This is a genomic window from Roseateles sp. (genome assembly GCF_036486225.1).
In the GTDB taxonomy this organism is placed as follows: domain Bacteria; phylum Pseudomonadota; class Gammaproteobacteria; order Burkholderiales; family Burkholderiaceae_C; genus Roseateles.
In genome coordinates this window covers 15,792-40,690 of sequence record NZ_DASVNZ010000027.1, presented here as the reverse complement: position 1 = coordinate 40,690, position 24,899 = coordinate 15,792, and the positions used below count along the sequence as shown (strand labels likewise).

Here is a 24,899-nt window from a genome sequence, read left to right as displayed (position 1 = left end):
AGGGCCTGCCATTCAGCCCGGGTTTCCAAGCCCCGAGATCCACTAGCGACTACTGGGGGTGACCATGGGCACGAGAGGTCCTGTCCCGAAGCGCATCGAGGAGCGCCTGGGCCACCTGAGCAGCGCCGACAAGGAGGCCGTCGAGCGCGTGCCGGTCGTCGGCGACGTCGCGGTGCCGGACGCCGACGAGGCGTGGCACCCGATCGCGAAGCGCTGGTTCGCCTCGCTGGCCGACTCGGGCCAGTCGCAGTTCTACGAGCCGTCCGACTGGGCGACCGCCTGCTATCTGGCCGAGGCGATGTCGCGGAATCTGCATGCCGGCCAGCGGTTCTCGGCGCAGCTGTTCGCGGCGGTCATGTCGGGGATGTCGAACCTGCTGGTCACCGAGGGCGACCGGCGGCGGGTCCGGATGGAGCTGGAACGCCAGCCGGCCGACGAGACGCCGCACCTGGCGTCGGTGACACCCATTGACCGCTACGGCGATCTCTGAGCACGACCTCGCCGAGATCCCCGCGGGTTACCGCGTAGACCCGTGGTTCGGCACGACGGCCTGGTGCTCGCTGCCGTGGCCGGATGATCCGGGCGAGAAGGCCCACCTGATCGCGAACTCGCTGGGCCCGCAGATCATCGACTGGGCCGAGTGGCGCACGTTCGACGAATCCAAGGGCAAGGGCGCGCCGGGTCTGCTGCACCACCTGACCGGCGCCCGGTGGAAGTTCACCGATGGGCAGAAGCGCTTCCTGATCCTCTGGTACGCCTACGACCCGGACACGGGCCGGTGGCTGTACCGGTCCGGGGTGAAGCGCGGCGCCAAGGGCACCGGCAAGGACCCGTTCGGCGCGGCGCTGTGCCTGATCGAGCTGCTCGGCCCGTCGCGGCTGGTCCGCAAGAACGGCCGCTGGACCGGCGAGCAGCGGCGCATGGCGCTGGTGCAGATCGCGAGCAACTCCGAGGCGCAGTCCAAGGACGTACTGCGGGTCGCAAACGGGATGCTCGGCGCGCTGACCCGCAAGTTCTTCAAGCTCGACTGCGGCCTGACGCGCACGATCGCGGGCAAGTCCGGCGGCCTGCTGGAGATCCTGACCGCGTCGGAGAAGTCCTCCGAGGGTGACCCGGCCAGCTTCATTCTGCTGAACGAGTCGCACCACATGACCCACAGCAGCGGCGGCCACCTGGTCGCCGCGGTGGCGCGGCGCAACGTCGGCAAGTCGCCGTTCGACGTCCAGGCGCGCGTGGTCGAGATGACCAACGCGCACTCGCCGGGCAACGACTCGGTGGCCGAGCAGTCGTACAACGCCTGGCAGGCGCAGGTGTCCGGGCTGACGAAGCTCGCCGACATCCTGTACGACTCGATCGAGGCGCCGCCGGACACCGACATCTACGACGACGAGTCGCGGGCGGCTGGCCTGCGGGCGGCCTATGCGGACGCGCCGTGGTCGGACCTGGTCCGCCTGTCCGGCGAGATGCTCGACATCCGCACCACGATCGCCGACTCGATCCGCTACTACCTGAACGGCCTGGCGATGGCCGAGGACGCCTGGATCGACCCGCGGGCGTTCGACGCTCTCGCTCGGGCGGACATCGTCGTCGACGACGGCGAGCGGATCACGATGTTCCTCGACTGCAGCAAGAGCTCCGACGCGACCGCCCTGGTCGCGAGCCGGGTTTCGGACGGGCACGTGTTCACCCTCGGGGTGTGGTCGCGCCCGCACGGCGACCGCGGCAAGGGCTGGCTCGCACCGCGCGAGAAGGTCGACGCCGCGGCCCGGGCCGCGGTCGAGCGCTACTCGGTGATGTGGTTCGGCATCGACCCGTCGCCGGCGACCGACGACGAGACCGAGGCGCTGTACTGGCGCGACATGATCGACGGCCTGCACCGGGACCTGCGCGAGCAGCTGCCGATCTGGGCGACGCCCGGCGCGCAGGGCAACAGCGTGCTGTTCGACATGCGGCTGTCCCAGCTCGGCGGCGAGCAGCGCAACAGGCAGTTCACCGAGGCCGCGATGGCGACCCGCCGCGACATCAACGGCGACGACGACCAGCCGGGCACGGGAACCCTCACCCACGACGGTGACCCGCGGCTGCGGCTGCACACCCACCAGGCGCACCGGCGCACGAACAAGTGGGGCACGTCGCTGGGCAAGGCGTCGCGCGACAGCAAGAAGCACTGCGACGCCGCGGTGTGCATGGTCGGCGCCCGGATGGGCCGACGGATCGTCCTGAACAGCGGCGTGCTGACCGCACCGCCGAAGGGTAAGCAGGCAGGCCGCGTGGTCGCCTGGGGATGACCTGGGGGTGATCACGTGGCCCTCAGCGAAGACGACGCGGTCGAGACGGCGCGGGAGCTGCTGGCGGTGCGCCGCACCGAGGCGAAGCGCCTGGACCTGATCCGCGCGTACATGCGCAATCTGGTGTGCCGGATCTACGTGCCGCGCTCGGCGTCGGCGGAGTACAAGGATCTGGTCGACCAGTCGCGGATCAACATCATGCCGCTGGTCGTCACCACGGTGGCGCAGAACCTGTTCTCCGACGGCTACCGGGCGCACCTGGAGTCGGTGAACGCGCCGGCGTGGCAGGTGTGGCAGGACAACCGGATGGACGCCCGCCAGTCGGGGATCTACCGGTCGGCGCTGACCTACGGCGCGTCGTATGCCACTGCGCTGCCGGGCAAGGTCAACGGCCGGGCGTCGGCGGTCATCACGCCGTACTCGCCGCGGGCGCTCACCGCGGTGTACGAGGACCCGATCAACGACGAGTGGCCGGTCTACGCCCTGATCTCCGACACGACGCTGGAGAAGGGCAAGCGGATCCGGCGGCTGCGGCTGCTCGACGAGACGCACTCCTACCAGCTGCGCGGCTCCGAGGACGAGAAGACCGTCACCTTCGTCGACGCGAAGGACCACGGACTGGGCGTGACGCCGGTGGTGCGCTGGCTCAACGAGTACGGCGACATCGACGACGGCTCGCAGGGCGAGGTCGAACCGCTGATGCCACTGCAGGACCAGCTCCAGCAGACCACGTTCGGGCTGCTGATGGCGCAGCACTATGCGGCATTTCGTCAGCGTTGGGCGACTGGTATGGCGATCGCCGAGGACGAGCAGGGCAACGCGGTCGAGCCGTTCAACGCCGCGGTGAACCGGGTGTGGCAGAACACCAGCCCGGACGGCAAGTTCGGCGACTTCGCCGAGACGGACCTGTCGGGTTACCTGAACTCCCGCAAGTCGACGCTGGCGATCACCTCCGCCGTGGCGCAGGTGCCGCCGCACGCGCTGCTGGTCTCGGACGGCATCAGCAACCTGTCCGCCGAGGCGCTGGCCGCGATCGAGGCCGGGCTGCAGCGCAAGGTCGGCGAGCGCAAGACCAGCTTCGGCGAGTCCAACGAGCAGCTGCTGCGCCTGGCCGGCAAGGCCGCCGGCATCAAGGGCGCGTGGGACGAGACCTCCGCGCAGGTCGTGTGGCGCGACACCGAGTCCCGCTCCCTGGCCCAGGTCGCCGACGCCTACGGCAAGATCGCGACGATGCTCGGCATGCCCGTCGAGATCCTGTGGGAGCGGCTGCCCGGCTTCACCCAGCAGGACATCGAACGGGCGCGGGAGCTGCTCCAGGCCAACAACTCGGTTGCTGCGCTGGAGAGGATGCTCAATGCCGAGTCCGGAGGCCAACCGGCTGACGCTGGCGCACCAGCACCAGTGTGAGCTCGTCGCCGACGTCGTGGAGCAGGGCGTGCGCGGGCTGGCCCGCCGCGCCCGCACCGCCGACATCGACGCCTGGTACAACGAGGTCCTGCCGGACCTGCTCGCCCTGGTCTCGGCCGGGTTCATCAACCTGCGCCAGCTGGCCCGGCGCTACCTGACCCGGCACGCCGGCATTGAGGGCCGCACCGTCACCCCGGTGCTGGCACAGTTCAACCTCGAGCAGGCGCACACCTCGCTGCGGGTCACCGGTCCGGTCGCTTTCAAGACCCACATGTCCGCGACCGGGGATGTGGACGCGTCCCGGCAGGCCATGGCGAGCGCGATGGCCGGTGCGGCGCAGCGGCTGGCGATGACCGGCAGCCGCAAGACCATCATGGCGACGGTCGAGCGGGCCGACGAGATCGTCGGCTGGCGGCGCGTGCCCGACGCCGATCCGTGTGCCTGGTGTGCGCTACTGGCCGGTCGCGGTGCGGTCTACAAGTCCGCGGAGACCGCGCTGAGTGTGGTCGGACGCGCCGGCCGTCCGCGCGGTGAGGGCAAGCGGGCGCTTGGCCTGGACTTCCACGACCGCGACCAGTGCACGGCCGAGCCGCTGTACGAGGACGAGGACGAGCCGGAGTACGTCCAGGACCTGCAGGACCAGTGGAACGAGGTCACCGCGGGCAAGTCCGGCAAGCAGGCGATCCGGGCCTGGCGCGAGTACTGGGACAACCGCCCGCAGCAGCAACCGGCGCCGTCGTTCGACGAGCGCGTCGACGCCGCGCTGACCGGGGCCCAGGCCCGGGCCGCCGCGCCGCTGTCGGCGCTGCGCGAGTCGAGCCTGCGCGACCCGAAAGCACTGCGGCCGGCCGAGTCCGACGCGATCGACCAGTACAAGGGCGCGAAGTTCGGCGCGATCAACGACTCGCTGCGCGGCACCGGCGACCAGGCCGACGCCGACGTCGGCGACCTCGTCGACGCGATGGACGCCGCGTTCGCCCGCTCGCCGCTGGCATCCGACGTCGTGGTTCACCGCGGTATCGGCAACCCGGCCGTCGTGTTCGGCGACGCCGCCGGCGTGAACCTGGCCGGCGCGGAGTGGACCGAGCAGGCCTACGTGTCGACGTCGACGGACCGCTCCGTCATCGAGGGCTTCATGTTCGGCCTGCAGAAGATGGCGATGCGGATCCTCGTCCCGCGGGGCGTCGGCGCGATCGAGCTGTCGAACGAGCGGTTCGAGTCCGAGCTGCTGCTGCAGCGCGGCCTGCGGATGCGGGTCGTATCCGACACCGGGCCCGGCACCGACCCGCGCGAGATCGAGGTGGAGGTCGTGCGGTGACCGAGCAGGACCGGGCCCGCGCCCGCGAGCGGCTGACCGCGACCCACCCGGTGCGACTGGACCGGCAACCCGACGCGGCCACCGAGCCGCCCAAGACCACCCGCAAATCTGCGGGGTAAGCGCCACGGCCGCGCTCAAGGCCGGTGCACCAGCCGACGGGCATACGGAGATCTCCGATGACACAACCCACCACGACGCCACCCGCGGCCGCGGATCCGGCGCCGACCACTTTCACGCAGGCCGACCTCGACCGCATCGTCGCCGACCGCTTGTCCCGCGAACGGGGCAAGTACGCCGACTACGACCAGCTCAAGACGAAGGCCAGCGAGTTCGACAAGCTCGCCGACGCGCAGAAGACCGAGGCGCAGAAGGCCGCCGACGCCGTCACCGCGGCGGAGGCCAAGGCGCAGGCTGCGGAACGCCGCGCCCTGCTGCTGGAGGTCGCCTCTGAGAAGGGCATCACCGCCGCGCAGGCCAAGCGCCTGGTCGGCAACACCCGCGACGAGCTGCTCGCCGACGCCGACGAGTTCCTGCAGTCGCTGCCCGGCGCACAGCCGCAGCAGCCCAGCGGCCGCCGCCCAGTCGAGGCCCTGAAGTCCGGCTCCCTGCCGGCAGGGCAGGCGTCGGCACCCGGCGACCCGAACGAGTGGATGCGCAAGCGCTCATCCCGCAACTGACATCACCGCAGATAGGCGCGACGCCTTCTGCTCCCCACCAAGGAAGGAGTCGGCGTCGTGCCTTACGACACCGTTTCAACGTCGAATCCGGACCTGCTGCCCCAGGAGTACTCGGCGCAGGTCATCAAGGAGCTCGCCGAGCAGTCGGTCGTGCTGGGCATGTCCCGGCGGCTGACCATGTCGACCCGCACGCAGTCGCTGCCCGCCGTGTCGGCGCTCGCCCGCGCGTACTGGGTCGGCGGCACCGACAGCACCGGCCTCAAGCAGACCACCAAGAACGAGTGGGCCGGCGTCATGCTGAACGTCGCCGAGCTCGCCTGCCTCGTGCCGATCCCGCACGCGCACATGGACGACATGAACTTCCCGATCTGGGAGGAGACCCGTCCGGCGGTCGTCGAGGCCATGGGCGCCGCGCTGGACGCGGCCGCGCTGTTCGGCGTCGACAAGCCCACCTCGTGGCCGGGCCCGATCTACCAGTCGGCGTTCGCCGCGGGTAACACCGTGCTGTCCGGCCTGGGCGACGACCTCGCGCAGTCCATCGCGTTCGGCGCGCGGGACCTGCGTAAGAACGACGGCTTCAACGTGACCGGGTTCGCCGCCGAGCCGGGCATGAGCTGGGAGCTCGTCGGTCTGCGCTCCGGCGACGGCGTGCCGATCTACCAGACGAACCTCGCCGGTCCGATCACCAAGGGCCTCTACGGGTACCCGATCATGGAGGCGGCCAACGGCGCCTGGGACTCTGACGAGGCCAAGCTGATCTACGGCGACTGGTCGAAGTCGATCGTCGGCGTCCGGCAGGACATCACGTTCACCGAGCACCCGTCCGGCGTCATCAACGACGCCGACGGCCGCGTCGTGTTCAACGCGATGCAGCAGGACTCCACCATCTGGCGGGCCGTGTTCCGGGTGGCGTGGGCGACCGCGAACCCGCAGACCCGCATCGGGCAGGCGGCCGGTCTCACCTCGACGACCCGCTACCCGTTCGGCGTCATCCTCAACCAGCCCACCTACGACTACGCCTGATCGGAGACCGACAGATGACTTCCCCGTCCGACCACGGCCTGCTCGCCTGGGCCTTCGACCCGGCGACCTGCGACGGCCAGGGTGCGCCGGTCGACGCCGAGATCTACCTCATCGGCGTCAACTTCCGGTTCCCGACCCTCGTCACGAACGTGCACTGCTTCGTCGGCGTGGCCGGCGCGACCGTCACCGCGAGCTTCGGCGGCCTCTACACCGCCGCGGGCGTGCGGCTCGGCGTCACCGCGTCGGCGAACACCACGCTGGAGACCACCGGCTACAAGACGCTGGCGCTGACCGCGCCGGTCGCCTGTGACCCCGGCTGGCACTACATCGCGCTGCTGTCCGGCGGCGGCGGCACCGACTGCCAGCTCAACAAGGCGGGCGCGCCGACGGTGTTCGCGGGCAACGCGGGCATCACGGCCGTCAACCACCTGCGGTTCGCGACCCACAACGCGGGCTCGCAGGCGACCCTGCCGACCACCGTCACGCCCGAGGCGGCCGGCGCGATCCCGTTCTGGGCCGCGGTCTCCTGACCGTGCGCGTCCTGGCGCTGGCCCACCAGTACGTCCCGGTGCACTGCGCGGGCGCGGAGACCATGCTCCACAGCATGCTCCGCGCCCTCGCGGCCCGGGGCCACGAGGTCCACGTGACCCTCTCCGCGCAGCCCGGCCGGCCGTACGAACTCGACGGCGTCCGGGTGTGGCCTCACGTGACCAGCAAGGACGTCTTCGAGCACCTGCCGAAGGCGGACGTGCTGGTGAGCCACCTGATGAACACCCCGCGGGCGACGTTCCTCGGTAACTGGAACGACATCCCGACCGTGCTCATCCACCACAACACCTTCGACGTGACCAAGGCCGCGCTCGTCACCCCGCAGGCGCGCGTCGACCTGGCCGTCGTCAACAGCCAGTGGATGGCCGACGACCTCGCCGAGTGGTTCGCCGAACGCGGCGCCACGCCGCCGGCGACGGCGATCGTCCGGCCGCTCGTCGACCTGGCCGACTACGCCACGACCCCGGGCGACCGGGTGACGCTGGTCAACATGCGGCCGATGGACGTCGACAGCCGCGGCAACCGCATGGGCAAGGGCGCAGAGACGTTCTGGGCCGCCGCCGAGCGGATGCCGAAGACACGCTTTCTGGGCGTGCGCGGGGCGTACGGCACGCAGATGGTTCGGGACCTGCCCAACGTCGAAGTCCTCGACCACGTCCCGAACCACGAGATGCGCGAGAAGGTGTTCGCCCGCACGCGGGTGCTGCTGATGCCCAGCTCGTACGAGTCGTGGGGCCGGGTCGGCACAGAGGCGCTGTGCTCCGGCATCCCGGTGATCGCGCATCCGACGCCGGGCCTGCGCGAGTCGCTGGGCGACGCCGGGATCTTCGTCGACCGCGACGACGTCGACGCCTGGGTCCGCGCCCTGCGGACCCTCGCGCTGCCGCAGTCCTACGGGGCCGCGTCCGCCCGCGCTCGCGCCCGCGCCGAGCAGCTGGCCGCGCTCGACGACCTGGACCGCTGGTGCAACGCCGTCGAGGCGGTTGCCGGCAGAAGGGCCCGGTGACCGTGCCGTACTCCGACGGGCAGGGCAAGAACGCCGCCCTGGACTGGTACCGGCAGATCGCACCCGCCACCGTCGTGGACATCGGCGCCGGCAGCGGCACCTACGCCAAGCTCATGCGCCCGCCTGGTCGGACTTGGCCGCACGACTCGGCCTTCTGGATCGCCTACGAGGCGTGGGAACCCTACGTCGGCGAATATGGCCTGGAAGACCTCTACGACGACGTGCGCGTCGGTGACGCCCGCGTGTACGCCCACTACACGGCTTTCAGCGCCGACCTCGTCATTGCAGGCGACGTCCTGGAGCACATGCCCCGAGCGGACGCCCAGCGGCTGATCGCCGACTTCAAGCGGGCCGCAGCCAACCTGATCGTCAGCATCCCGGTCCTGCACCTCGACCAGGGCGCGGTCTACGGCAACCCGTACGAGACGCACGTCGACCACTGGACCGCTGACGCCATGCGAGCCGAACTCGGCGACGGCGTCGTGGCCGAGTGGGTCGGCGACGTCCTCGCCTACTTCTGGTGGCGGAAGGAGTGACCCCGTGGCATCGCTGGCAACCGTCGCAGACCTCGAGGCCCGCATCGGCCGAACCCTGACCACCACCGAAGCCGCCCGCGCGGAGGCGCTGCTCGCCGACGCGTCCGGGCTGATCCGCGGCTACACCCGGCAGCACTTCGAGCAGGTCGAAGACGACGTGGTCCAGCTGACGGCCGCAGGTTCGTTCATCCGGCTGCCGCAGCGGCCCGTCACCGCGGTGTCGTCGGTCGTCGCGATCAGCTACGCGCCCGTGCCGGACCTCACGCTTCCCGAGGGGACGTGGGGCTGGGACGGCATCGACCTGATCGAGGTCTACCCTGCGGCGTCCGACGTGTGGGTGAGCCTGCCCGAGTCGCTGTACGACGCGGCCGGGCCGGGCACGTTCCGGATCACCTACGACCACGGCTACGCGGACATCCCCGCCGACGTCGTCGCGGTCTGCTGCCGGATGGTGCTGTCGGTGCTGCTCGCCCCGACCATGGCCGAGGGCCTGGTCCAGGAGCGCGTCGGGCAGTACGCCTACCAGTACGGCCAGGCCGCCGGCCAGGCCTCGCCCGGCGCGACCGTCCGACTCAGCGATGCCGACCGGGACGACCTGGCCCGCTACAAGCGCACGTCGGGCACGATCGCGGTACGGGTGCGCTGATGGGCATCCCCGACACGATGCTGCCGCACGAGGTGACCGTCGTCCGGCCCGCCACCACCACCGACACCTACGGCAGCCAGGTGCGCGACTACGGCGGCGCCGCGACCCGCACCGCCGGGGTCCGGGCGTGGCTGCAGCAGGACCGGCGGGCCGAGCCACGCGAGGACGGCCGCGACCCGCTGGAGCAGGCGTGGCTGATGCTCACCAACCACGCCGACGTCCAGGGCCTCGACCGCATCGAGTGGACCGGGCCGACGTTCGAGGTCGAGGGCCCGCCCGAACCGGCATACACCCCTGCCGGCTTCCACCACACCGAGGCGACGTTGAGGGTGGTGACCGGGTGAGGCTCGAGAAGTACACGCCGAACCGGCGCGGCATCAAGCAGCAGCTCGGCTCCGAAGGCGTCCGTGCCGAACTGGTGCGCCGCGCCCACGCGATCGCCGACGTCGCCCGCGCCGAGTACGAGGCCAACCCGCCGCACACCGGCACCGTCGAGGTCTTCGTCGACAGCCAGGCCGGCGGCCGCCGGATCCGGGCCCGGGCCGCGGTCATCGCGAAGCACCCGGCCGTCCTCGCGATCGAGGGCGACCGGCGCACGCTCGGCGCCGCGATGGATGCGGGCAGGCTGCCGTGACCACATACCCCGACATCGTGGCGCTGCTCGTCGCCTACCTCGACCCGCTCACCACCGTGCAGGTCGCGTCCGACGTGCCGAACCCGCGGCCGCCCGAACTGATCCAGGTCCGCCGCGTCGGCGGCACGCAGCTGCGGCCGGTCCGGGACAAGCCCCGCGTCGACTTCACCTGCTGGGCGGCCACGTCGCCGCGGGCGCACGAGATCGCCGACCTGGTCCGCAACGCCGTACACCAACTCGCCGGGACCACGACGCTTGGCCCGGTCGTGTACCGCGTCGAGGAAGTCCTCGGCCCGCGGCAGCTCGACGACCCTCTGACCCGCACGCCCCGGGTCCTGCAGACCCAGTCGATCGAAGTGCGCGCAGACGCCGCGATCGCCCGCTGATCTTTCCGCACCGGCTCCGCGCGCCGGATGCGCCCCAATCCGCATCCACCGCCTGGAGGTTCCCCATGACGCTGCTCGCGTCGAATGTCCGTGTCGGCATCACCGGGGAGCTGTCCGTTGCTCCCGTCGGGACCGCCGCCCCCACCACATCCATCTCCGCGCTCAACGCCGCGTTCGTGGGTCTGGGCTACGTGTCCGAGGACGGCGTCACCGAGACGCCGAACGACACGATCGAGAACATCGTGGCGTGGCAGCGCGCCACCGTCGTCCGGGCGCTGACCACCGAGTCGTTCTTCACCTTCACCCTGACCCTGATCGAGACGAAGGGCGAGGTCGTCGAGCTGTACTACAAGGGCTCGACCATCGCCGTTGTTTCGGCCGGCCAGTGGAAGGTCGAGGTCGGCGCGGCCCAGTCCGACCCGCGCGCGTTCGTGCTCGACGTCGTCGACGGGTCGAAGCACTACCGCACCCACATCGGCAACGGCGAGGTCACCGAGCGCGGCGAGATCGTCTACGCGTCCGGCGAGCCCATCGGCTACGAGATCACGATCACCGCCTACGCGGACGCCAACGGGGTGCTGTTCACCAAGTACGCGGACGACGCGAACTGGGGCTACAGCTGATCGTCACGAACCCCGACCGGCGTGTTCTGCGCGGGCCACGCCGGTCGGTCAACCCAGCCTGCGCACGCACGAAGGAGTCCCGCGCATGTTCGACCTCGCACAGACCACCGCCGACCTGGTCCTGCCGCCGTTCCCGTTCAGGGGTATGGATGGCGAGACCTACGAGCTGCCCAACATCAAGACCCTGTCGCTCGACCTGAACGACCGGATCCTCAACGGCGAGCTGCTCGACGTCCTCGTCGACATCGGCACCGACCCGGCGACCATGGCCCAGATCAAGGCCGCGTGCCTCGGCGCGCTGGAGCCGTTCGTCAAGGCATGGCTCGCCCACGCCGAGGCCGCGCCGGGGGAATCGCAGGCCTCGTCGCGATCCACCGCGCCCACGGCGGGGCCGTCGAAGCCGACCTCGCGCGGTTCTTCCACGTCGAGGACCCGCAAGCGCTGACCCTGCGCCGGTACGGCGTGCTCGTCGGCGCCCTGCAGAAGACGCCCGAGTCCCTGCTGCACCGCGCCTTGGCCGGTGACGAGTGGAGCCTGAACGACCACCTGCTCGCCCTCGTGCACGACCAGCTGGCGCTCGCGAACTGGCAGCGGTCCGGCAAGCAGCGCGGCCCGAAGCCGAAGCCGATATCGCCACTGGCCCGCAAGGGCTCCCGTACTGGGGGCGGCCACGGCCGCAGCAACGACGAGGTCAAGGCGCTGCTGGCGCGCTACCGCAACGGGCAGGTGCCCGGCTGATCGGAGGTGATTCCGATGGCCGAGGAGCTTGGCGCAGGGTATATCTCGCTGCTGCCGTCGATGCGGAACTTCAGCAAGCTGGTCAAGGCGGAGTTGGCCAAGTCGCTGAAGGGCGTCAAGGGCCAGGGCGTCGAGATCCCGGTGACACCGGTGTTCGACCAGAAGGCGCTCAACGCTTCGCTGGCCGCGCAGAAGAAGCCGCTGCGCGTGCCGGTGGAGCTGGAGCCGCTCCGCGGCGGCCCGGGCGGCAAACTCAAGCCGGTCCGCGTGCCCGTCGAGGTGGACCGCGACGCGTTCCGCCAGTCTCTGACCGGGCTCGGCAGCGACAGCCGCAGCACCATCCACCAGAAGGTGAACGTCGACGTCGACCGGGACTTCGTTCGCGGGCAGCTCGCCGACACCTTCAAGGAGGGCGGCTCTGCTGCGGCCGGCCTCTTCTCCAACGGCTTCGGGGTGTCGCTGCCCGGACTCATCATCGGCGCAGTCGCAGCGGTCTTCGCCGGCCCGCTCATCGCGGCCGCGACTGGCGCGGTGATCCTGGCTGGTGCGTCGCTCGGCGCTGTGTTCTTGGGCGCGTTCCTGCTGCGGGGCGACGCCGACCTACAGAAGGGCGTCAAGACGCTCTTCGACGACGTCTCCAAGACGTTGACCGATGCCGCGAAGCCGCTCAAGGGGCCGTTCCTCGAGGCGCTCGGGATCATCGGCAAGGCGTTCAAGGACATCGCGCCGGACGTGAAGACGTTCTTCGCGGACATCGCGAAGTCGGGCGGCATCCAGGATCTGGCCCGCGGCGTCAGCGGCCTGATCAAGTCGTTCAGCGAGACCGGCGCGCTGAAGAAACTCGGCGAGGCGATCGGCCCGGTCCTGACGCAGATCGGCGGCGCGCTGCCCGACATTGGCAACGCGGTGAGCCAGTTCATCATCTCGATCACCAAACCCGAGGTGATCGAGTTCGTCGGCAAGCTGCTCCGTGGGGTAGCGGACCTGATCCGTTTCATCGGTGATGCGATCGGCTGGCTGGCGCGCTTCGCGAACCGGGTGATTGCGATCGCCAAGGGCATTGGCGACGGGCTCGACTACGTCATGACCGGCCTCAAGGTGATCTGGAACGCGATCGTCGGCGCGATCACCGCGAACATGTCGAAGGTCAAGCCGCTGTTCGACATCCTCAAGCGGGCGTTCGAGGACCTCACCGGGAAGATCGGTCAGCTTCCGGGCAAGGTGTCCGGCTTGATCAAGCCGGTTGGCGAGATCCCCGACAAGATCAAGGCGGCGCTGGGCAACACCGGCACGATGCTGCTGGCCGCGGGGAAGTCCGTGGTCCAGGGCCTGATCGACGGCATCAAGGCGAAGTTCGGCGCGCTCGGCAACATCATGAGCAACGTCGGCGGGATCATCTACAACCACCTGCAGCACAGCCCCGCCAAGTACGGACCGCTGGCCGGCAAGGGCAACACCTTCTACTCCGGCCAGGCCATCGCATCGGGCCTGGTGTCCGGCGTCGAGTCGAAGCTGCCCACGGTGACCAGCGCGGCCAGCCAGCTCGCCGGGTCGTTCGCCTTCGGTGGCACATCCTCGCGGGCGGCTGCTCCGGCCGATGCCCCGACCGTGGCCGTGGCTGGCGACCAGGTCATGCAGGCGCTGATAAACGCGATGCGGGAAACGATTCGCGGCCTCAACGGCGGCGATGCGGTACTGGCGCTGAACAGCAAGTGAGGCGGTGAGCTGTGGGTTTCCCCGACGACGAAGACCTGCCGCTCATCCTGGAGGCCGCGTACGGCGCGGACCCGAACGGCGACCCGAGCGCGTACGCGTTTACCGACATCTCCGACCGGCTCGTGCGGAGCTCTGACGTCCATATCCGCACGGGCCGTAGCCCCGGTGCCCAGACTGCTAACGCGGGCAGCGCCTCGTTCGCGATCGACAACGACGACGGCGCCTGGTCGCCGCTCAACCCGGTCTCGACCCTGTTTCCGTATGTCCGCCTCGGCCTGCCGATGCGGTTGCGCTACCGCCTTGCCATGGCCACGTTCTCGACCGCGGTGACCAACGGCTGGGGAAGCACCGACGACGGCTACGTCTGGACGCTGTTCGGCGCGGGCGGGTCGGTCGTGACGTCGAACTGGAACGTTTCCGCTGGTGTCGGCACTCACCTGGTGCCGGTCGCGAATGCCAACCGAACCTCCTACCTCGGCGACGTCGAGGTGCCGGACGTCGAGGTGCTGGTGACCGTGTCGCTGGCGATCACGAACATCACCGGCGGCAACGTCGAGCCCGCGAACATCCTGCTCCGCGGCACGTCGACCTCCAGCTTCTACACGGCTCGGGTCGAGATCACGACCGCTGAGGCTGTGCAGGTCAAGCTGTATGACCCTTCCGGCAACCTGCTCTCGTCCGCGACTGTGGCGGGCCTGACCCACACCTCCTCTCAGGCGCTGCGTGTCCGTGCGCAGATCGTCGGGAACTTCTTCGCGATCAAGGTGTGGGCTGCCGCGGGCAGCGAGCCGGCGGGCTGGCACGCCACCGCTGTCGACGACGCCGCGCCCCGGGCCGGCTGGATCGGCATCAGCTCCGGCCTTGCATCGGGCAACAGCAACGCCCCGGTCACGTTCTCGTACGACGACCTGGTCGTCACCGTAGGCCGGGCCTCCGGCTTCACGGCGTCGCTGCAGCCGGACTTCATCCCGACCACGGACGGCGACCCGCTGTCGGTGACCCGGGTGACGCTCGGCGGCCGACTGCGGTCGCTGTCGCAGAACGCGCAGCCGGCTCGGGCGGCGCTGGAGCGAACGATTCTTGCAGACGGACCGTCCGCGGCCTGGACGTTCGGCGACGGCAGTGGCGCGGAGCTTGGCGGCTCCGCGATCAGCGGCGGCCAGCCCATGCGAGTGGTGGCCGGCACCCCGACGTTTGGCACAAACGACGACCTGCCTGCGGGCGTCGGTGCCTCGGCGATCGACCTAACCAACGCCTCAATGTCCGGCGCGGTCGTTGACGGATCGGCATCTGCGTGGTCAGTGGAATTCGTGGCCACCGCTGCGGATGCAGCAGCCGGGGCACTGGCCTCGATCTTCATCGCGTCGGGGTCCTGGGAACGGCTCGACATCTACGCTCCATTCGCCGGCAGTTCGGGGATGCAGTTCGTGACGCGCGGCGGTGGCGGGGCGTTCACCGGCAGCTGGTCGGTCGACAACAACTGGCACCACTACCTCGTCACTGCGGCGCAGTCGGGCGGCAACGTCAACGTCAGGGTCTACCAGGACGGTGTGCTGGTCGCTTCGCCATATAGCGGTGCGGGAACACTGGGCGCGCTCACTGAGGTCAACATGAACTCGGTGCTGTTCCCGACGTCGACCGCCATGTCGTTCGTGGATGCGGCAGTGCATAACCAGGCGCTTGACGCCACTGCTGCGGCCAACCGCTATCAGGCGGTGCTCGGCTTTGTCGGCGAGCTCCCCACTGATCGGCTCGCACGACTCGGCCTGGAAGATGACGTCGCCATCGACATTGTCGCAGGCGGCTCGACGCAGCCGATGGGGCCGCAGCCAGTCGCAACGTTCCTGGAGTTGCTACAGGACTGTGCCCTGGTTGACGGAGGGTGGCTCGGGGAGCAGATCGACGGGTTCGGCCTGTCGTACGTGCCGCTCGCCGCCCGCGTCAACCGCGACGCCGACATGACGATCAACCTGGCCACGTATCGGGTGACGTCTGGGGACTCGGCTTCGGTGCTCGCACCGACGTACGACGACCAGGGCGTGGTCAACGCGGTGACGGCCAGCAGGCCAGACGGGTCGTCGGCGACACGCTCCGACGCTGCGCACATCGCCGCGCTCGGCCGCTACGAGGCGGACGCAACCGTCAACGTCGAGAGCGATGAGCAGCTGCCCGACCAGGCGAGGTGGCGCGTCAACCTCGGCACTGGCCAGGCGGTGCGCTACCCGAACACGCCCGTCAACCTGCACGCCAACCTGACCAGCCTGCTCATGCCATGGCTCGGGCTGCGGCCGGGCTTGTCTCGGATCGTGCGGACCGGCCTGCCCGCCAAGTCGGGCACGGCCGACGACGACCGGATGCTCGACGGCTACACGGAGACGCTTCGGCCACGCGGCTGGACGGGCGGCTACGACGGCTCCCCGTCTGCTCCGCTACAGATTGCCGTGTACGGCTCACACTCGGCCCAGCGTGGCCGATTCGGCGCGTACAGCACGGTCCTAGCCGAGGACCTGACCGACATCGAGACGGCCGCTGACGTCAACTCTGGCGGCGAAGTCTGGGCCACGACCAGTTCGCACCCGAGCCGGTTTCCGTTCGACGTCACCATCGGCGGCCTGGACTACAGCTGCACAGCCATCACCGGCACCGCGCCGAATTACACCCTCACCCTCGTCCGGCTGGCAACCGACAAGGCGCACCTCACGGGCACGTCAGTGACCGTGACCGACACCGGCCGCTACGGACTTTAGGGGGGAATGGTGGCGTTCAGTGACATCGTGGCCGGCAACACAATCATTGCCGATGAGTTGCGAGACGCGATCCTGGACACGTCGTTCAGGGTCGCGAAGACCTCGGATCAGTCGGTCAGCTCGGCGACGACCGGCTCGACGCTGGTCGACGATACGCAGTTGATCGCACCGCTGTCGGTCGGCAATGCCCGCTACATCATGCAGGCGGGGATCAGGTACTCGTCGAACTCGACGGCGGACATCAAGTTCACGTTCTCCGGTCCTTCTGGAATGACGATGGTATTCGGCGGGCCGACGATCGACCTGACTACGTCGACAGCATCAAATTTCGCGGAGGCCATCGCTCCGAGCGTGCTCACATCGGGCGGCACGGGCGGCACCGTCCTTGTAACGCTGCACGGGTCGCTGTCGACCGGCGCAACGACCGGCAACCTCACGCTCCGGTGGGCGCAAAACACCTCCAACGCGGGCACGACGACCGTGTCGAACTTCTCGTGGCTACAGGTCTGGAGGATCACCTGATGCGCGCACGGAACATGCAGACGTTGACCGACGCGGTCCGCGGCCGCCACCCCGGGGTGGTCATCTACGGCAAGGGCGACGCTGCTCACGCCCTGCGAATCAGCGACCACAACGAGGACGACACCACCGGCGTCCGCGCCGAACAGACCGACGCCGACACCGTCCCCGAGCACCGCGCGATCGACATCATGCTCGGCCCGCACTTCACCCGGGCCGACGCGTACGCACTGATCGACGACCTGCTCGCCGACCCGGCCGCGCTCGCCCGGCTCACCTACCTGATCTTCGATGGCTGGATCTGGTCCGCGTCCCGCGGCTGGACGAAGCGGGAGTTCGACGGCGACGACCACTCCGACCACATCCACGCGTCCGGCCGGGCATCGGCCGACGAGAACACCGCCGGATGGCCGGCGGTCGAGAACGGAGACAGCATGGCATCGACCCCCGCCGACCGGATCGCGTTCTGGACCCACGACCTGAAGGACGGCACCGGCACCGACCCGGCCTACCAGGTGCTCAACCGCGCCGCCGCCGCTGCGACCGACGCCGCTGCGACCGGCAAGGCGCTGCTCGTCGCCGCGGCCGCCGACGAGGCCCGCGACAAGGCCGCGCTCGCCGCAATCCAGGCCCTGTCCGCCGCCGGCGGTGTCGACGCCGCGCCGATCCTCGCGAAGGTCGAGGAAGTCGCCAACGGGCTCGGCCGGCAGCTGGGCGAGGTCCGCGCCGAGCTGGCCGCTGCGCGTACCGAGGCCGAGCAGTTGCGCGACCGGCTCGCCGCGGCGCTGGCCCAGGCCGACAGCTGACCACACGATCAAGCCCCGGCCGGTGGTCCGGCCGGGGCGAGCCACCGGTGGAGGGTGACTCATGCACCAGCGTAAGTGTCCTGAGCGGGTGAGCAGATGACCGCCGCCGCTCCAACCCCGCCACGCTGCCAGGTGTGGCCGATGATCCTGGCGGGCATCGTCCTGCTGGTCTGGGGGGCGTACGTGCTGATGGCCAGAACACAGGGAGAGACCGTCGGCCTGGACGTCCTCGCCGCCGGACCGACCGGGGCAGTCGCCGTCGTGACCGCCCTGATGAACACGAGCAAGCGCCGAGGTGGTGCGTCGTGATCGAGACAGTGCACACCCTCGGCGGCGTCGTCATCCTCGGCCTGCTGCTCCGCCACGCGTTCGGCGTCGAGCTCGAAAAGCCGCGCCTGTCGCTGCGAGACCTCATGCCGCAGCGGTTCCGCACCGATCCGTAGGAGGCAAGTCGTGAACGTCCGCCTCGTCGCCGCGCTGCTGGCCGGCGCGCAGATCCTCAACGCCGGCACCGCGCTGGCCGACATCATCGGCCCGAAGTGGGCCGGGCTCATCGGCCTGGTCGTCGGTGCCGGGCAGGCCGCGCTCGCGGCGTACCGCAGCGGTGAGCCGAAGCCGGCCGCGGTCGACGCGCCGCGCTAGCCTTCCCGGCCGAGCCTCATGCCGCGGGCGCCGGGCGGGTGCATCTCGTCGTAGATCGCGGCTGCCTCGACCAGGTCGACGCCGGCGGCAAGCGCCAGGCGTAGCGGCACCGAGTCGGCTGCCCACTTGGCCGGGTTGCCGAGTCCGTGCGCGAGCAGGTGCCGGTCGCGGGTGATGTCGTGCAGCTCGGCGACTGCTTGCTCGTCGGTGAGTTCGCCGCGGATCACCTTGGCCGCGAGGTTGCTGAGCGCGCCGGAGACTTCGGCGATGCGGATCCGGTCGCGGCTGTCGTGGCGCGGCGTTTGCACCTGACCACCGTAGTCGTCCGGCCCGTGAATGCAGGGGTGTGGCACGGGCCGGATCAAACGTTGAGGGCGTCACCTGGACTTCGGTCCGGGTGACGCCCTCTTTCGTGTTGGTGCAGACTGCTGGGATGAGTTCCGACCCGAAGCCCGAGCCCCGTCCCTGCTGCGGTACTGGCCCTACTGGTGGCGCGCACAAGGCGGGCGAGGGGAGTCAAACGGATGCGTGCAGGTTGTGCCCGGAGTCGGGCCGGTACTGGCGCGACAAGCGCTAGGCCTCGACCTCGTAGAACTCGGCCACGATCTGCACCGTCTCGCACGGGTAGTTGTAGGTGCCCTCGCCGTCGTCGCAGATTGAGCAGGCCCATCCGGTCGGCATGCCGTTCTTGAGCGGCCTGGGCATCAACCCGTGCAGGTCCAGGATCTTCCGGTCTGCCGCGCAACGTCGGATCACCGTCGTCGGATCGTGGCGGGCGATGTGCTCGGCATCAGCGCGGGTCCCCGTGGTGCGGTAGCCCTCCCACTCACCGTCCTGGCCGTGGGTCATGACCGTCTTGTCCTCGGCGTACCACCGCCAGTTCTCCTGCTCGGCGTCCTTGGCGACCTGCTCGGTCTCGCCGATCGCCTCGCGCAGCCGAGCCACCAGGTCAGTCATCGTCGCCGCCCGTCAGCTCCTCGATCCGCGCGTTCAGCCCGTCGATCACCTGTAGCGCCGCCGCCAACCGTTCCTCGACGGGCACGGCGAGGTTGCGTGCCCAGCCCTCCAGCGCGGCCAGCTCCGTCATGCGATCCATGCGTTCATCCTCTCGTACCATCAGCGTGCCCCGTCCAGAGCGTTACCGGCGTTCTGGACGGGGTCTCGTCGTCTCTTGCACCCCGCGCAGTGCGGGTCACACCTCGATCGGTGCACGCTCGGCGTGCGTCTGCACCGTCCGCTTCTTCAACGCGTGCCGATCCGCGATCTCCTGCTGGCTGTCGCCACGTGCGAGCAGGTCACGGGCCGCACCGCCGACCGCAGTCCGGATCATCTCCAGCACCTCGCCGATCTCAGCCTCGTGCTCCAGCCAGCGTTCGTACGCACGGTCCGGGTCGAGTTCGTGGATCGCCTCGTCGCACATCACGTCGAAGCGACGCTCGGCCGCACTGCTGTAGGTGCGGGGTCGCACGGCGGCGGTGCCCTCGATGGGCTCTGCCGTACGGGGAGCCGTCACGACTGCTCCCCGTAGGTAGCGACCACCGCGCCGTCCTCCCAAACCTGGGCCGTGGCGTACGAGCCAGACTGCACGAGCGCGAGGGCGATGTCGCCAGCCCATAGGCGCGCACGGCACTGGGCGATCTCGTGCCACTCGCCTCCGACCTGGACGGCGACAGTGAACGGGTGCTTCATGGTGTCCTCCTCGGGTTGTCGGGTCAGGCGGCGGGCTCGGCGTTGGGGTCGTACGGCGGCCTGCCGTTGCGGGCGAGGTCGCATTTGAAGCTGTGCTTGCCGCCGCGCATGAAGCAGTTGCAGGCGGGTGCCTTCGGCTTGCCGGCGGGCTCGGTGTCGGTTTGGCCACCGGTGAGGTCGGCCTCTTCCCACATGCCAGGCAGGTCAGCGAACAGGTCCGGGGTGTCGTGGCTCTTGGCGATGTCGGCGATCAGGCGGTCGGCGCTCGACGCGGGTGTGATGTCGACGTGGCCCATGAGGTCGCAGCCCGTGCAGGCGAGGTGGATGCGGACGGCGTCGCGGGCTACGTCAAGGACGGTGGTGCTGAACTGCGTGCGGTGCTCCATGGCGGTTCCTTCGTCGGGTCGGGTCAGGCAAAGGTGGCGGCGGCCCAGGTGCGGCCCAGCGACCGGACAGCCAGGCGGCGGTAGGCCAGCTCTAGGCGGCGGCTCGCGGTGCGGGACCGGGCGAACTGGCGGCGCATGTACGGGGTGGCGTACCAGTCGTCGATCGCCGCGTCTTTCCACGGGCTGATCTGGCCCAGTGCCCGCCGCCCGCAGCAGGTGCAGTACGCCTTCTCGTCGCGCTCGGTCTCGCCGCGCCACTCGAAGCGGTCCCAGTCGCCGCCGTGCCGACCGCCGCACTCGGTGCGGGTGGTCGCCGGGGTGTGGGTCATGACGGCGCGGTGGGTGGCCCACTGCTGCTGGATGTAGGCGTCCATCGCGGGCTGGATGACGGTGTCGTGGTCGGCGTCGCGGCGAAAGTCGAGGTCAGCGTCGAGGATCCGGTCGGCGGGGGCGGTCATCGTCTGCGTCATGCTCTCAGTGTAGGGGGTACCCCCTAGGACGTCAAGGGGGTACCCTATAGAAGTGACCCAGGAGTTCCCCGACATGGACCTCGCCGAGGCAGACCGCCACGCACGCGAGCAAATCGAACACCACCGCGCCGAGATGGGCAGGTGGCGACTCATCCGCGCCCAACGACTGCTCGCCGAACGCGAGGCAGGCAAGCGCGCCGAGGACATCGCCGCCGAGATCGACGTCTCCGTGCCGACCGTCTACGAGGTCATGCGAGCGGCGAAGAAGGCAGGCTGAGCCACACCACGGCAGGACGACCGCCGACCGTGCCGTTCACCCACCGGCCGTCATGCTGCGCCGGCTGAAGAGCGGACACGACCAGCTGGACTTCGCCGCCGTCGTGCTGGCAGGTGAGCTCGGTGCCCGGCGCCAACACGGGCTCGCGGTCGAGGCGCTGGGACCTCAGCAGCAGCGTCATGCCGCACGCTCCGTCACGGCCGGCGTCGAGTCGTCGAGCAGCTCGCCCAAGAACAGCAGCTCGGCTTTCGCACTCGCGCAGTCGTGGCAGGTGTGGGGCTTGGGCTGGTCGGCGTGCTTGGCCAGCTCTCGGCGTAGCCAGTCGCGGTAGTCCTGGTCCATGTGCCACTCCTCCCGAAAGGTGTGGAGGGCGGCGGCCCTTCGGGGGGCCGCCGCCGGGCAACTGGCCCCGCCGTCAAGCGGACACCGAGGTCAGCGCGCAAGAGGCAGGTGTCGACCCTGGCCCCTGCTCGGAGGTTATTCGAATAACTCGAACAAGTCGACCTGTGCGCGCAACTCACTCACCGAGTCGTGTTCAATGTGGCATGTCGACTCTGGAGCTCCACAACCATGCCCCCACAGATGAGCGCTGCTCAGATCGTTGATGATCTGACGGCACGGATCGCGGCCGGCGAATACGGTCCGCCGCACACGCAGCTGCCTACGTACCACGCACTGGCGCGGTTGTACTCGGTAGGTTTCGGCACCATTGCCCGAGTGATCCTGGTCCTGCGGGAGCGCGGCGTGGTGTACGGGGTGCAGGGCAGGGGCACGTTTGTGGCCACGCCTGCGGGTCCGCGACAGTGACCATCGGGTAAAAGACCTGGTCAGGGTCGCCCGGTTAGTTATTTCTGGTGAACATAAACCGATCCAGTGATCGTCCACATGGTGGAATCGCCGCTGCTTGCAGCTGCTCGCACGTGCGAGTTACATCCCTCGATGCGGTTTACCTGGGCGAACGGGTCTAGAAATCGATCACTCTTCGGGTGCACGCTGTGACCTCGCGTGAGTGACCAAGGCGGAGTTGCTCACTCAACGGAGAGGCGCGGGGCATGAGTCATTCCGACTACGAGAAACTACCGAACTACTCGGGCATGCTGATCGGCGGCTGGTCCGCCACGGCTGCCGGCGGCCTTGGGCTGCCAACGCTTCTCACGGTCGGATTCATGTCCCAGGCAACTTTGCCCACGGGGCTCGCCGGGATGGTGATCGGCGCTACCACCATCGGCGCGATTCTGCTGGCGTGCCGGATGGTGATGCGGCAGGGTAACGAGCACCGCCTTGACGTTATCCAGTCGACGACTGCGATCTTCGACGAGATGCGGGTGATGCGCGACGAGATGGCGGAGGACCGGGCCGACCGCAAGCGGGTCATCGATCTACTGGAGAAGCTGCTGAGCCAGGAGGCCGACACGGCTCACCGTCCGGCGGCCAACGGCAACAGCCGCCCGGTGAGCCGCAAGGCTCCGCGGCAGCGCAAGCGCCGACGCGAGGGGGCCGACGCCACCGGCGACAATGTGGTGCCGATGCGATCGCGTCGCGCCGCAGATGCGTTGCGTCGACTGACCGAGAGGCTGGATCCGCCGAAGGAGTAAGACCGGGACCGGAAGAGGTCACATCGCATCGGGCGTGCGGTGTGACCTCTTCTTTTGCATGTACGCCTTGCGTACGTTTGGACAAGCAGGTGTACGTAAGAGTGCATCCGGGGTTAGGCTGCCGCCATGATTTCCGACTTCTACGGACGCAAGTCCACCGAGGATGGCGGGCGCAGCGTCACCTCGCAGGAGGACGTCTGGCGCGCCGACTGCGCAACGAACGGCTTCACCGAGGGCCGCCTCTTCGCCGACCCGGGACTGTCGGCCAGCAGGTTCGCGACGAAGGCACGCGCCGACTACGACGCCCTCGTCTTGCACATCCAGTCGGGCCAGTGCCAGATGCTCACCCTGTGGGCAACCGCGCGCGGCTCCCGCAACCTGGCCGGGTGGGCCGGCCTGCTCGATCTGTGCCGGTCCAAGGGCACCCTGATCAGGGTCATCTCCCACGACCGTACCTACGACATCAGCAATCGGCGCGACTGGCGCACCCTCGCAGACGAGGGCGTTGACGCGGCCGACGAGTCGGAGCGGATCAGCGAGAACATCACCCGCGGCAAGCGGACGGCGGCGACACGCGGTCGCCCGGCGGGACGGCTGACGTACGGCTACGCCCGCGAGTACGACAAGACCGGCCAGTACGAGCGGCAGGTCATCGACCCGGCGCAGGCTGCCGTGGTACGGGAGATCGTTCAGACCGTCCGGGATCGCGGCTCCCTGTACGGGCTGGCGCGCAGCCTCAACGACCGTGGTTTCACCGCGCCTGAAGGCGGGCTGTGGCAGTCGGCGCACATGGGCCGGATCGCCTCCAACCCCGCGTACGCCGCGCTGCGCGTTCACTGCGGCGAGGTGATCGGCAAGGCCGAGTGGCCGCCGATCATCGACGAGTCCGAGCACTATGCCGTGGTGGCCACGTTGCGGGAGCCGGGCCGGCGCATCTCTCGCGGTACTGCCCTTCGGTGGCCGCTGTCCGCCGTGGCGCTGTGCGGCAAGTGCAAGTCGGGCAAGCTCCGCGTGCACCGCGGCGGCCCGACCCGGACGTACAACTGCCCCGAGTGCCAGCGCACCTCCATCAACGGCGACGCCCTGGACCGGTTCGTCCGCGGCAGGGTGCTCGAGCGGCTGAGCAAACCGGATGCACTGGAGGCGTTCCTGCCCGCTGGCGACGATGCCCAGCTGGTTGCGGCGCAGAAGGAGAAGAAGGCGCTCGAGGACCAGATGGAGGGCTACTACGACGCAGGGCTGTCGCCTGCCGGGCTGGTTGCGATGGAGGCGCGGCTGCTGCCCGCGATTGAGGAGGCCAAGGCGAAGGTGCGCCGACTGTCCATGCCTGCTCCGCTCCGGGAGCTGGAGGGCGTGGACGTGGTGGGCACGTGGGACGACCTGGATGTTGCGCTGCGGCGCCGGGTTATCGAGGCGGTGTGTTCGCTGCGGGTGGACGCGGCTGTGCCCGGCAGGCCGCGGTTCGACATGTGGCGGCTGGCCGGGACGCGGTGGACGGGCGACACGATGACGTGGGGCGAGAGGTGGACTGAGGAGGGGCTCTGACTAGGCCACCTTCTTGCGCGCCTCCCGCGCCTCAAGCCTGGCCATCAGCAGTTCCAGGGTCGCTTCGATAACAACCAGGTCCTCAGCCGGCGTACTGGGGTCCCGCAGCGCGCGGTCGATCAGTGCGAGGTCCTGCCTGATTGACGGCGCGCTGGCCTTGTGTACGTCGCTCGCGGTCATCAGGCCCGCCTTGGCCCACGCCTCCTGGGCCGACTTGTTGAGCACGCGGGCAACGTCGGACAGGCTCTTGGCCGTTGGCCGCTGCCTGCCGCTGCGCCATCCGCTGATGGAGGTGTGGGACATGCCCGCAGCCTTGGCAACATCCGAGTCGTAGGTGAAGCCGGCGTCGTCCTTGGCCCGGTCGAACCAGGCAAAGAACTCGCCTCTGATCCCCATCCACTCATCACGTGTGCCCACACGCACAATGTTAGAGCGTGCGCCCTTGCGCGTCACTCCGGTGATATCACGCACGGATGCGGATCGTGGCAGGTCAAGCACTGGTGGGCAGTTCATCTTCTATCCCGATGTGTCGATGTGTCGTTGTGCCTGTAGGCACACACTATGCCCACACCGCATGTGTGCGCGCAAGCCTCACTCATGTCGGGGTTGTGCCCGATGCAACTTGCAGGCTTGTGTTTTCGCAGACATGGACCTATGGTCATGTGCGTGATACCAC

Annotated in this window: 37 protein-coding genes; 27 read left to right on the top strand and 10 right to left on the bottom strand. The window is 69.4% G+C overall.

Annotated features, from left to right (window positions below):
- Positions 1 to 64: 64 nt before the first annotated feature.
- The 23 genes from VF536_RS02910 (at position 65) to VF536_RS02800 (ending at position 18,261) form a co-directional block, all read left to right on the top strand.
- Positions 65 to 490, top strand: a complete 426-nt coding sequence (locus VF536_RS02910; protein ID WP_331613289.1) for a hypothetical protein — start codon at positions 65 to 67, stop codon at positions 488 to 490.
- Positions 468 to 2,288 carry a hypothetical protein gene (locus tag VF536_RS02905; protein WP_331613288.1) on the top strand — a complete coding sequence of 607 codons (1,821 nt, stop codon included), beginning with the start codon at positions 468 to 470 and terminating at the stop codon, positions 2,286 to 2,288. The genes VF536_RS02910 and VF536_RS02905 overlap by 23 nt, the downstream gene beginning before the upstream one ends.
- 15 nt (positions 2,289 to 2,303) lie before the next feature.
- The gene (locus tag VF536_RS02900) at positions 2,304 to 3,695 is read left to right on the top strand and encodes a phage portal protein (protein WP_331613287.1); all 1,392 of its coding nucleotides are present in this window, start codon (positions 2,304 to 2,306) and stop codon (positions 3,693 to 3,695) included.
- Complete coding sequence (locus VF536_RS02895; protein ID WP_331613286.1) at positions 3,643 to 5,013, top strand: ADP-ribosyltransferase; 1,371 nt, start codon at positions 3,643 to 3,645, stop codon at positions 5,011 to 5,013. Before VF536_RS02900 ends, VF536_RS02895 begins: the two co-directional genes overlap by 53 nt.
- Positions 5,014 to 5,189: 176 nt before the next feature.
- A complete protein-coding gene (locus VF536_RS02890) occupies positions 5,190 to 5,690 on the top strand; it encodes a capsid assembly scaffolding protein Gp46 family protein (protein ID WP_331613285.1) in 501 nt (166 codons plus the stop codon).
- A gap of 57 nt (positions 5,691 to 5,747) precedes the next feature.
- The gene (locus VF536_RS02885; protein ID WP_331613284.1) at positions 5,748 to 6,713 is read left to right on the top strand and encodes a phage major capsid protein; all 966 of its coding nucleotides are present in this window, start codon (positions 5,748 to 5,750) and stop codon (positions 6,711 to 6,713) included.
- Positions 6,714 to 6,727: 14 nt separating this feature from the next.
- A complete protein-coding gene (locus VF536_RS02880; protein WP_331613283.1) occupies positions 6,728 to 7,243 on the top strand; it encodes a hypothetical protein in 516 nt (171 codons plus the stop codon).
- 2 nt (positions 7,244 to 7,245) lie between these two features.
- Positions 7,246 to 8,268, top strand: coding sequence for a glycosyltransferase family 4 protein (locus VF536_RS02875; protein WP_331613282.1), 1,023 nt, complete (start codon positions 7,246 to 7,248; stop codon positions 8,266 to 8,268).
- A complete protein-coding gene (locus VF536_RS02870) occupies positions 8,265 to 8,804 on the top strand; it encodes a methyltransferase domain-containing protein (protein ID WP_331613281.1) in 540 nt (179 codons plus the stop codon). Before VF536_RS02875 ends, VF536_RS02870 begins: the two co-directional genes overlap by 4 nt.
- Positions 8,805 to 8,808: 4 nt before the next feature.
- Positions 8,809 to 9,450, top strand: coding sequence for a hypothetical protein (locus VF536_RS02865; protein WP_331613280.1), 642 nt, complete (start codon positions 8,809 to 8,811; stop codon positions 9,448 to 9,450).
- Positions 9,450 to 9,794 (top strand): hypothetical protein, encoded by a 345-nt coding sequence (locus VF536_RS02860; RefSeq protein ID WP_331613279.1) that lies wholly within the window; start codon positions 9,450 to 9,452, stop codon positions 9,792 to 9,794. The genes VF536_RS02865 and VF536_RS02860 overlap by 1 nt, the downstream gene beginning before the upstream one ends.
- On the top strand, positions 9,791 to 10,084 hold the full coding sequence (locus tag VF536_RS02855) for a hypothetical protein (protein WP_331613278.1): 294 nt from the start codon (positions 9,791 to 9,793) through the stop codon (positions 10,082 to 10,084). Before VF536_RS02860 ends, VF536_RS02855 begins: the two co-directional genes overlap by 4 nt.
- Complete coding sequence (locus tag VF536_RS02850; RefSeq protein ID WP_331613277.1) at positions 10,081 to 10,470, top strand: hypothetical protein; 390 nt, start codon at positions 10,081 to 10,083, stop codon at positions 10,468 to 10,470. The genes VF536_RS02855 and VF536_RS02850 overlap by 4 nt, the downstream gene beginning before the upstream one ends.
- Before the next feature lie 65 nt (positions 10,471 to 10,535).
- Complete coding sequence (locus VF536_RS02845; RefSeq protein WP_331613276.1) at positions 10,536 to 11,093, top strand: hypothetical protein; 558 nt, start codon at positions 10,536 to 10,538, stop codon at positions 11,091 to 11,093.
- Between the two features lie 85 nt (positions 11,094 to 11,178).
- Entirely contained in the window at positions 11,179 to 11,538 is a 360-nt protein-coding gene (locus VF536_RS02840; RefSeq protein ID WP_331613275.1) for a hypothetical protein, read from the top strand.
- A gap of 17 nt (positions 11,539 to 11,555) precedes the next feature.
- On the top strand, positions 11,556 to 11,831 hold the full coding sequence (locus tag VF536_RS02835; RefSeq protein ID WP_331613274.1) for a hypothetical protein: 276 nt from the start codon (positions 11,556 to 11,558) through the stop codon (positions 11,829 to 11,831).
- Between the two features lie 6 nt (positions 11,832 to 11,837).
- A complete protein-coding gene (locus VF536_RS02830; protein WP_331613273.1) occupies positions 11,838 to 13,547 on the top strand; it encodes a hypothetical protein in 1,710 nt (569 codons plus the stop codon).
- A gap of 11 nt (positions 13,548 to 13,558) precedes the next feature.
- A complete protein-coding gene (locus VF536_RS02825) occupies positions 13,559 to 16,294 on the top strand; it encodes a hypothetical protein (RefSeq protein ID WP_331613272.1) in 2,736 nt (911 codons plus the stop codon).
- A gap of 6 nt (positions 16,295 to 16,300) precedes the next feature.
- Positions 16,301 to 16,816: a hypothetical protein gene (locus VF536_RS02820; RefSeq protein WP_331613271.1), complete on the top strand. Its 516-nt coding sequence runs from the start codon at positions 16,301 to 16,303 to the stop codon at positions 16,814 to 16,816.
- A gap of 23 nt (positions 16,817 to 16,839) precedes the next feature.
- A complete protein-coding gene (locus tag VF536_RS02815; RefSeq protein ID WP_331613270.1) occupies positions 16,840 to 17,619 on the top strand; it encodes a hypothetical protein in 780 nt (259 codons plus the stop codon).
- Positions 17,620 to 17,715: 96 nt separating this feature from the next.
- The gene (locus VF536_RS02810) at positions 17,716 to 17,928 is read left to right on the top strand and encodes a hypothetical protein (protein ID WP_331613269.1); all 213 of its coding nucleotides are present in this window, start codon (positions 17,716 to 17,718) and stop codon (positions 17,926 to 17,928) included.
- Positions 17,925 to 18,062, top strand: coding sequence for a hypothetical protein (locus VF536_RS02805; protein ID WP_331613268.1), 138 nt, complete (start codon positions 17,925 to 17,927; stop codon positions 18,060 to 18,062). The genes VF536_RS02810 and VF536_RS02805 overlap by 4 nt, the downstream gene beginning before the upstream one ends.
- Positions 18,063 to 18,072: 10 nt before the next feature.
- On the top strand, positions 18,073 to 18,261 hold the full coding sequence (locus VF536_RS02800; RefSeq protein ID WP_331613266.1) for a hypothetical protein: 189 nt from the start codon (positions 18,073 to 18,075) through the stop codon (positions 18,259 to 18,261).
- On the opposite strand, the gene VF536_RS02795 is transcribed toward VF536_RS02800, so the two are convergent.
- The 7 genes from VF536_RS02795 to VF536_RS02765 form a co-directional block, all read right to left on the bottom strand.
- Positions 18,258 to 18,614 (bottom strand): hypothetical protein, encoded by a 357-nt coding sequence (locus tag VF536_RS02795; RefSeq protein WP_331613264.1) that lies wholly within the window; start codon positions 18,612 to 18,614, stop codon positions 18,258 to 18,260. The two genes, VF536_RS02800 and VF536_RS02795, sit on opposite strands and share 4 nt — an antisense overlap.
- Before the next feature lie 220 nt (positions 18,615 to 18,834).
- Positions 18,835 to 19,218 (bottom strand): DUF6221 family protein, encoded by a 384-nt coding sequence (locus VF536_RS02790; RefSeq protein ID WP_331613263.1) that lies wholly within the window; start codon positions 19,216 to 19,218, stop codon positions 18,835 to 18,837.
- A complete protein-coding gene (locus VF536_RS02785) occupies positions 19,211 to 19,357 on the bottom strand; it encodes a hypothetical protein (RefSeq protein WP_331613262.1) in 147 nt (48 codons plus the stop codon). Before VF536_RS02785 ends, VF536_RS02790 begins: the two co-directional genes overlap by 8 nt.
- A gap of 96 nt (positions 19,358 to 19,453) precedes the next feature.
- Complete coding sequence (locus tag VF536_RS02780) at positions 19,454 to 19,774, bottom strand: hypothetical protein (protein WP_331613261.1); 321 nt, start codon at positions 19,772 to 19,774, stop codon at positions 19,454 to 19,456.
- A complete protein-coding gene (locus VF536_RS02775) occupies positions 19,771 to 19,950 on the bottom strand; it encodes a hypothetical protein (protein ID WP_331613260.1) in 180 nt (59 codons plus the stop codon). Before VF536_RS02775 ends, VF536_RS02780 begins: the two co-directional genes overlap by 4 nt.
- Positions 19,951 to 19,973: 23 nt before the next feature.
- Positions 19,974 to 20,336 carry a hypothetical protein gene (locus tag VF536_RS02770; RefSeq protein ID WP_331613259.1) on the bottom strand — a complete coding sequence of 121 codons (363 nt, stop codon included), beginning with the start codon at positions 20,334 to 20,336 and terminating at the stop codon, positions 19,974 to 19,976.
- A gap of 23 nt (positions 20,337 to 20,359) precedes the next feature.
- Complete coding sequence (locus tag VF536_RS02765; RefSeq protein WP_331613258.1) at positions 20,360 to 20,806, bottom strand: hypothetical protein; 447 nt, start codon at positions 20,804 to 20,806, stop codon at positions 20,360 to 20,362.
- Positions 20,807 to 20,879: 73 nt separating this feature from the next.
- Here VF536_RS02765 and VF536_RS02760 point away from each other — a divergent pair, with 73 nt between their 5' ends.
- Complete coding sequence (locus tag VF536_RS02760) at positions 20,880 to 21,083, top strand: hypothetical protein (protein ID WP_331613257.1); 204 nt, start codon at positions 20,880 to 20,882, stop codon at positions 21,081 to 21,083.
- Here VF536_RS02760 and VF536_RS02755 read toward each other — a convergent pair.
- Positions 21,055 to 21,264 carry a hypothetical protein gene (locus tag VF536_RS02755; protein ID WP_331613256.1) on the bottom strand — a complete coding sequence of 70 codons (210 nt, stop codon included), beginning with the start codon at positions 21,262 to 21,264 and terminating at the stop codon, positions 21,055 to 21,057. The two genes, VF536_RS02760 and VF536_RS02755, sit on opposite strands and share 29 nt — an antisense overlap.
- Positions 21,261 to 21,425, bottom strand: a complete 165-nt coding sequence (locus VF536_RS02750; protein ID WP_331613255.1) for a hypothetical protein — start codon at positions 21,423 to 21,425, stop codon at positions 21,261 to 21,263. Before VF536_RS02750 ends, VF536_RS02755 begins: the two co-directional genes overlap by 4 nt.
- Positions 21,426 to 21,665: 240 nt before the next feature.
- On the opposite strand from VF536_RS02750, the gene VF536_RS02745 reads away from it, so the two are divergent.
- The 3 genes from VF536_RS02745 (at position 21,666) to VF536_RS02735 (ending at position 24,223) form a co-directional block, all read left to right on the top strand.
- Entirely contained in the window at positions 21,666 to 21,890 is a 225-nt protein-coding gene (locus VF536_RS02745) for a winged helix-turn-helix domain-containing protein (protein WP_331613254.1), read from the top strand.
- 245 nt (positions 21,891 to 22,135) lie between these two features.
- Positions 22,136 to 22,678, top strand: coding sequence for a hypothetical protein (locus tag VF536_RS02740; protein WP_331613253.1), 543 nt, complete (start codon positions 22,136 to 22,138; stop codon positions 22,676 to 22,678).
- Positions 22,679 to 22,804: 126 nt separating this feature from the next.
- Positions 22,805 to 24,223 (top strand): recombinase family protein, encoded by a 1,419-nt coding sequence (locus tag VF536_RS02735; RefSeq protein WP_331613252.1) that lies wholly within the window; start codon positions 22,805 to 22,807, stop codon positions 24,221 to 24,223.
- Here the strand turns inward: VF536_RS02735 and VF536_RS02730 are convergent, their stop codons facing one another.
- Positions 24,224 to 24,694 carry a helix-turn-helix transcriptional regulator gene (locus VF536_RS02730; protein WP_331613251.1) on the bottom strand — a complete coding sequence of 157 codons (471 nt, stop codon included), beginning with the start codon at positions 24,692 to 24,694 and terminating at the stop codon, positions 24,224 to 24,226.
- Positions 24,695 to 24,899 lie beyond the last annotated feature (205 nt).

Bases quoted from the DNA above. Each gene is read 5' to 3' on its own strand.
- VF536_RS02750 (WP_331613255.1), bottom strand. From the start codon at position 21,425: ATGGACCAGGACTACCGCGACTGGCTACGCCGAGAGCTGGCCAAGCAC.
- VF536_RS02860 (WP_331613279.1), top strand. From the start codon at position 9,450: ATGGGCATCCCCGACACGATGCTGCCGCACGAGGTGACCGTCGTCCGG.
- VF536_RS02745 (WP_331613254.1), top strand. From the start codon at position 21,666: ATGAGCGCTGCTCAGATCGTTGATGATCTGACGGCACGGATCGCGGCC.
- VF536_RS02785 (WP_331613262.1), bottom strand. From the start codon at position 19,357: ATGGATCGCATGACGGAGCTGGCCGCGCTGGAGGGCTGGGCACGCAAC.
- VF536_RS02910 (WP_331613289.1), top strand. From the start codon at position 65: ATGGGCACGAGAGGTCCTGTCCCGAAGCGCATCGAGGAGCGCCTGGGC.
- VF536_RS02755 (WP_331613256.1), bottom strand. From the start codon at position 21,264: ATGACGCTGCTGCTGAGGTCCCAGCGCCTCGACCGCGAGCCCGTGTTG.
- VF536_RS02880 (WP_331613283.1), top strand. From the start codon at position 6,728: ATGACTTCCCCGTCCGACCACGGCCTGCTCGCCTGGGCCTTCGACCCG.
- VF536_RS02890 (WP_331613285.1), top strand. From the start codon at position 5,190: ATGACACAACCCACCACGACGCCACCCGCGGCCGCGGATCCGGCGCCG.
- VF536_RS02765 (WP_331613258.1), bottom strand. From the start codon at position 20,806: ATGACGCAGACGATGACCGCCCCCGCCGACCGGATCCTCGACGCTGAC.
- VF536_RS02820 (WP_331613271.1), top strand. From the start codon at position 16,301: ATGGTGGCGTTCAGTGACATCGTGGCCGGCAACACAATCATTGCCGAT.
- VF536_RS02760 (WP_331613257.1), top strand. From the start codon at position 20,880: ATGGACCTCGCCGAGGCAGACCGCCACGCACGCGAGCAAATCGAACAC.
- VF536_RS02810 (WP_331613269.1), top strand. From the start codon at position 17,716: ATGACCGCCGCCGCTCCAACCCCGCCACGCTGCCAGGTGTGGCCGATG.
- VF536_RS02840 (WP_331613275.1), top strand. From the start codon at position 11,179: ATGTTCGACCTCGCACAGACCACCGCCGACCTGGTCCTGCCGCCGTTC.
- VF536_RS02740 (WP_331613253.1), top strand. From the start codon at position 22,136: ATGAGTCATTCCGACTACGAGAAACTACCGAACTACTCGGGCATGCTG.
- VF536_RS02845 (WP_331613276.1), top strand. From the start codon at position 10,536: ATGACGCTGCTCGCGTCGAATGTCCGTGTCGGCATCACCGGGGAGCTG.
- VF536_RS02735 (WP_331613252.1), top strand. From the start codon at position 22,805: ATGATTTCCGACTTCTACGGACGCAAGTCCACCGAGGATGGCGGGCGC.
- VF536_RS02895 (WP_331613286.1), top strand. From the start codon at position 3,643: ATGCCGAGTCCGGAGGCCAACCGGCTGACGCTGGCGCACCAGCACCAG.
- VF536_RS02770 (WP_331613259.1), bottom strand. From the start codon at position 20,336: ATGGAGCACCGCACGCAGTTCAGCACCACCGTCCTTGACGTAGCCCGC.
- VF536_RS02775 (WP_331613260.1), bottom strand. From the start codon at position 19,950: ATGAAGCACCCGTTCACTGTCGCCGTCCAGGTCGGAGGCGAGTGGCAC.
- VF536_RS02790 (WP_331613263.1), bottom strand. From the start codon at position 19,218: ATGACTGACCTGGTGGCTCGGCTGCGCGAGGCGATCGGCGAGACCGAG.